The organism is uncultured Mucilaginibacter sp. (assembly GCF_903913935.1).
Lineage (GTDB): Bacteria > Bacteroidota > Bacteroidia > Sphingobacteriales > Sphingobacteriaceae > Mucilaginibacter.
Genome location: NZ_CAIWNH010000367.1, coordinates 1 through 6,056 on the forward strand (window position 1 = coordinate 1; position 6,056 = coordinate 6,056).

The 6,056-nt window shown below is 39.5% G+C and carries 4 protein-coding genes; 3 read left to right on the forward strand and 1 reads right to left on the reverse strand.

Annotated features, from left to right (window positions below; genetic code table 11):
* The 3 genes from QZY09_RS14605 to QZY09_RS14615 form a co-directional block, all read left to right on the forward strand.
* Positions 1 to 1,485, forward strand: a 1,485-nt coding sequence (locus QZY09_RS14605; RefSeq protein ID WP_295673538.1) for a hypothetical protein, incomplete at its 5' end; no start/stop codon positions are given.
* 39 nt (positions 1,486 to 1,524) lie between these two features.
* A complete protein-coding gene (locus tag QZY09_RS14610; RefSeq protein ID WP_295673540.1) occupies positions 1,525 to 3,375 on the forward strand; it encodes a hypothetical protein in 1,851 nt (616 codons plus the stop codon).
* Between the two features lie 185 nt (positions 3,376 to 3,560).
* On the forward strand, positions 3,561 to 4,505 hold the full coding sequence (locus QZY09_RS14615) for a hypothetical protein (protein ID WP_295673542.1): 945 nt from the start codon (positions 3,561 to 3,563) through the stop codon (positions 4,503 to 4,505).
* Between the two features lie 413 nt (positions 4,506 to 4,918).
* Here QZY09_RS14615 and QZY09_RS14620 read toward each other — a convergent pair.
* Positions 4,919 to 6,056 (reverse strand): RHS repeat-associated core domain-containing protein (locus tag QZY09_RS14620; RefSeq protein WP_295673544.1); only part of this gene is annotated, 1,138 nt, incomplete at its 5' end.

Below are 6,056 nucleotides of genomic sequence, written 5' to 3' on the forward strand. Positions count from 1 at the left end.
CAAATAATTCTTGCCGACCCCTCCAATAAAACTGCCCGGCAAGGCCTAATTGATATACCACTCACCCAAACAGATAAAATTGGGGGTATTGCACTACTAAAGGAGAAAATAAAGGCAGCCCCCGCTAACTATGAAGCCTATGTCAGCCTTGAAAAAATACTGCGGCAAAAAAAAGATACAACCGAATTACTCGCGCTGTTACTTACAATGACCAAAAAGATTAAAGGGGATGATTTGCTACAGGTTTATGATGACCTCCAAGATTTTTATGCCAACTGGCTCGAAGACCAACACACCGCCGAATCCTGGTACGAGCTTAAGGTAAATAACCTGTACACGGATAAAATGAAAATGGAAGAATATGAAAGGAAGAACCGGGAAAATGGTATAAATACCCACATTGATACCATCATTGCCATTTACCAGCGCCTTTGGGACAGCAAAGATGACCAATACCTGCCTACAGGAATAAATTATGCCTTTACTTTTTTACTGAACCCCTACAATAAACTCAACACATCGGGCGCTGACCTGAGGAAAGCAGAAAACCTTCTGGACCATGATATAAATGTAGAGTATAAGGAAATTATACAGAATAAGGGCATCATTTATCCTAAAAGCGATTATCTCTATGGCAACAGGGCCCAGAAGGAAGAAAATCAAAAAGCGTTGGTATGCCGCATGCTGGAAGCAAAGGCAGGTATACAGTTCCTTGTTGGAGACGTACAGGAAGCAAAACAAACCCTTGAAAAGGAGGACGAGGTACTACGTTTGAGGACTGATAAATCCTCGTATGAAAGTCAAGTTTATGCTGTCAATATGAATATTCTGTCTAACAGACTGAATGACCTGGAAGCAGCCAAATTATATGCCGCTAAACCAAATGATTTTTTACCTGCGCACTTTGATCCAAAAGGGAATTTGTGTTTACGCTTCATGCACGGAAACGATGAATATTATTTCCAGATGAATATAACCGGTAACAAACAACAGGTATTTGATAGCTACCATAGCAATAAACAAATTGACGAAGAAATAAAAGCAGAAACAACGGAAATGCTGAACCAGCGGATATTGGCGGAAGAACAGAGGGTAAAGGATGAATATCAGGAACAGTACAATAACAGGATCAAAGGCAAAAAGAGGTATGTATATATTATATATGGCGACATAAATACATTTAAAAAAGATAGTGTTAATAATGACTTTAATATCAACGAATTCTTTGTTTCCCCAATTATCGTTTATGCGAATAAGTATTTGAGCTTAGATGAAGTGAAACAAAAAGTATACGCTGTGTATGGAGGAGATTTTAATGATGAATTTATGATAAGCAAGGGATACTGGCATGATTGTGAAACCGAAGATTGCAATAATATCGACGAGTGGATATACGATAAAGAGGATAAATGGATTAAGCCAGGCGGGTTTACGTATCAAGATAAACCAACTATTCATGTTACCAGCAGTATAATCATTGATTAAGAGCTTTTTAACAAAGCAACCATTTCAAAAAAAATGAATATGAAAACGATTAGTACAACTTTTTTAGCAATTCTGCTTTTTTGTTTTACAGTAAGGGCACAGCACATCCCCGACAGCCATTTTGCCGATGCCATACGGAGCAAGTACGCCACCTGTATTGATGAGAATAACAACCTTTTGCCTCCGGCAAAGAGTATAGAAATACTTGATGTTCAGAATGCAGGTATTGAAAGTATTGAAGGTATTCAAGGATTCACCGCTTTAACTGAACTCAATTTGAGAAATAATAGAAATATTAAATCGCTGCCGGCTTTACCGGCTTTAATAAAAACATTATGGATAGGCTATACCGGGCTTAACAGATTAAATTCGTTACCTCCTTCGCTCCAAATTCTTGAAATGAATGAGTGCCCGCTTACATCCCTCCCAGCTTTGCCATCTTCTTTACAAAAACTTTGGTGCGAAAAATCCGGACTAACATCTTTGCCGCGTTTACCGGAAGGATTTACCGACCTTACTGCAAATTATTCGCCGATCACGAGTTTGCCCAATATACCGGCAAGCTTATATGTGCTTTACATATTCGGTACAAAGATCACCTATCTTCCTCCGTTTCCGGATGGACTGAGCTACTTTAAGATATCAGATGGCATGGTTGATTGTATTCCGAGTAATAACTCCCAATTATGGGTAGCGGACATTAGTGGAGAGCGGATCAAGACAACTTTTTGCCCAGGAGGCACAAAATATGTTACAGCTAATGCCGCGAATAATGAAAAGAAAGCAGCCGCTCTGCCAGATGGTGGTAAATGCATAACCGGTAACTGCGATAATGGCATAGGCACTTTTGAAGGCGTTGAACAAGGACAGCAGGTCACCTATAAAGGCAGTTTCCGGGACGGTAAGTATAATGGCAGCGGAACAATGATCGTAAAAAACTCATTCAGATATACGGGCAGCTTTAAGGACGGGAAAATGGATGGAAAAGGCACTATCACGTTCACGGAGGGTTCAATTTATACCGGCGAAATAAAAGCAGGTTTTTTGGAAGGCAATGGTACACTGCTATTTAAAGACGGGAAAAAATCAACCGGGATCTGGAAACATAGTAAACTATGGTCGGGAACAGGGTTGTTCAACTATGGTGATAATGACTTTTATTATGGTGGAATTATTGAGTCATTACGGGATGGACAGGGTTTACGCAGTTATCCTAATGGGAAAAAATTTATCGGCACCTTTTCAAAGGGAAACGAACTGACCGGCAACGGATATATTCAATATTTAAATAACGCGTCGTACGAAGGGGCTATCGTCAACGGAAAATATACCGGCTACGGCATACATATATATAGTAACGGCGATAAATATAAGGGGAACTTTACCGATGGCAAACGAATTGGCAAAGGCGACCTTTTTGATAAGGATGGAAACTTAGACTACAGCGGCGAATGGTTTGACGATGAAATGCACAGGCCCGAACAGTCAGCCAGGATAAAAAAAGAGTCGGAGCAATCCTTCAGCAGGGTAACATTTAAAGGCTGGGAAGAAATTATAGCCAATGGTCAAAAAGTGACCATTGATATAACTGTCAAGTACTATTTTAACGATTTTAGTTTAAACGGTACGCAGGAAGAAGTAATGACTTTTACCGATGATACTAAATATAGCAGAAAAATAAGCTTTACCGGCGTTTACTACCCGGATTCATCTAAAATTTTCTGCCATTATCAAAATACCATTTCTTTTGACCCTTTACCTGATGGGTTATACTGGAAAGATAATGACTGGGAAGCAGTTTTGTATCATGATAATCAGCATTCGGGTTATTATATTATCAAAGGTAAAACAACAGAAGGAAGCGAATATTACGTAGCGGATTATTACTAACTATTTTTTGGGGTAAGCTGTTCACGCAGCAGAATACAGAAAAACCATAACGTCTTTAAAGGGTACAAACGAATAAAGAAAGGATTTGAGGGAAAGAACTGTCGACGATTGGTTTTCTTTTGTTCTTAAAATCTAATTCCCATTTATAAAATCCAATTGGCTTTGTTCAATAAAATGAAATAATAATGAAAAAACTAATTAAATTCTGCGTTGCCTTGGCGCTATTTATGACAACAGCAGGCTTATCAAAAACATTTTCTCAAAAATTGATATTCTGTGATTCTGTCACCAGTACTAAAATTGTGGGGCAGGACAGTGTTTTTAATATTGACGATGCGGGCAGGATAGTAACCATGTTACTTTATAGCACTGATGTTCCGTTTAGCACCAATAAGCTGGTATTTAAATACTATGAAGTATCCCGGGATACTGTCGAACAATACGTGACAAGGCAAATTGTTGACGTACCTCCAAACTCCCGTTCATATTTGCGGAAACTGCCTTTTTCATCACCCAACATTATTAAAGTAAAAGTTTTCACGTATGAAGGGAAGTTAATCGCTGATAAAAAACTAACGATTACTGCCCTAAAACAACCCAACGCGAAAACTGGTTTTAGTAGCGTATTAAATCAGATCATTAGTTTTTATCCCGGTGACTTTAGAAATATTATGGGAACTAAAATAAGGGATGATTTTAGTTTTCCTGCATGGATTTCTAACGAGAACTTACCTGGCTATCTATTTGCAACGATAGAGGCTGAAGGCTCTATTGAAAGAAAATATCGGAAGACAACGCTTATTGCAACGCCGGACAGCACAGAAGCGTTGAATAAGTACCACGAAGTTTCAAAATTAATCAACCAAATGAAATTTGATTGTTGCAGCTTCAATATGGAGGAGGAATCCTGGTATAACGATCCCAATTACCCAAACAGAAAAATAACCACCTGGTTTCCTGCTGCTGTAAATGCCGGAAAAGATAAGGAATATGCTGAAATGCCCTTAGAGTTAACGTTTTGCTACCCTTTTTCACCTTCCAAAGATTTTACAGTTAAATTAAATATTGGGTTTATTTCCCCAACCGAAGCAATGCTGTATACACTTAAGCATGTTAAAAAGGACAAATGATTTTGAAATTTAGTATTTAAGGAGATGCAAAAACAGACACTCTTCAGTCCCCGCAGATTCTCTCGCAGAGGACCATGCCCTGTATTACTTTACGGAAGACGCAGGGTCCTCTGTGAGAGAGCCTGCTGAAACGGCAAAGTATTATACAAATTTTTCAAAAAAAGCATAAAATTCCCTGTAATGGCTAATTCAAAGTAGCAGTTTGTTGATGCCTTATGTTACAAACTCAATTCGTAATCACTTTAAATTCTGTTCTCCGGTTTAGTGCGTTTGGAACTGCAAAATCGCACTTTATACCGGAATTATCTGACAACAATTAATGTCTGTTTTTAATAAAGCTTGGGCGCTCTTTTGTCAAGCCATACTTGTTCTGTAGTTAAAAACTACAGGCATAGCTAATCCGTAGTAAAAGTCTACGGATTGCGGGTAGACGGGGTCTTTTTATCCTGGTCATAACCATGTCCGTTTTCGTTAAGGTGATAATGTGCTTTATCGTCTTTATTTTCGGGTTTGTCTTTAATTTTATCGTTGACGTCTTCATTAACTTTTTCAATGCCTTTTTTATAAGCCTCTTTGAATACCCTTTTTAAATTTGGTACTTTATCAATTCCGTGCGAAGCCGCAGCGGAAGTCGCATTCATGATCAACATTGTACCAGCTTTTGACGCTGAATATTCTGAAAAATCATGAATAGTTGTTATTAGCCCAGCAATACCCTCTAAACCCCAACTAATTGGTTCCCCAACTCCAGTTTCTCCGAATACGGTGGCGAGCCTATTAAGTCCTGCGCTGGCGTTTTCCATTCCGTTTACGCCCGACCAGGAATCTACACTTTTCCCACGCATCTTGCTTTCAAGCGAGTACCCAACTTTTTCGAACCAACCTGTAGCATCTTTTACGTCCTTATGGCCTTCTGTTTCAACTGATTTTATAAAAATGCTTTTTGATTCGATGGCTATTATTTCGTTTTTATTATCAGGCAGGTTGTGAATGAAATCACGAACCTCCCGTACCTGTATCCCTTCTTGTCCCCGTTCGTTTTTTGCCGGCACGTCAATTTCCGTTTTATAAAGTTTGCCACTTAGGTTATAATAATCTGTCCGAATAAGAGATTCCAACCCATCTAAATCAGAAGCGGATATTGGCATGTTGCTTGCAAATTGATAAGGAGTTAATTCAGGGTATTTTTTAGTCAGCGGGTCAACCGATAAAAACCTCCCCAACCTCGGGTCATAAATCCGCATCCCATAATCCTGCTCATTACCATCCCCCTTCACCTCATTATCATTTTCCTTCCCGTTAAACCCAAACCTGTAGCTTCCACCGCTAAAATTTCTGCCCGGCATCTGCATTCCAAACGCATAATAATCCGTGGCTGATAACAGATCGGCTGCTATGCCCGAGGTGCCGGGCTGGGGCGTTGTGGCTTGTATCTTCCTGTCTGATATGGTGGCAAGCACATTACCCAGGTGGTTGGTCAATTCATATTGCTTGCTGCCGCGTACAAGGCTATCTTCGGTCAGGGTATGTGGCTGCGTATTTTGCCAGTCC

Bases quoted from the DNA above. Each gene is read 5' to 3' on its own strand.
- QZY09_RS14610 (WP_295673540.1), top strand. From the start codon at position 1,525: ATGAAAACGATTAGTACAACTTTTTTAGCAATTCTGCTTTTTTGTTTT.
- QZY09_RS14615 (WP_295673542.1), top strand. From the start codon at position 3,561: ATGAAAAAACTAATTAAATTCTGCGTTGCCTTGGCGCTATTTATGACA.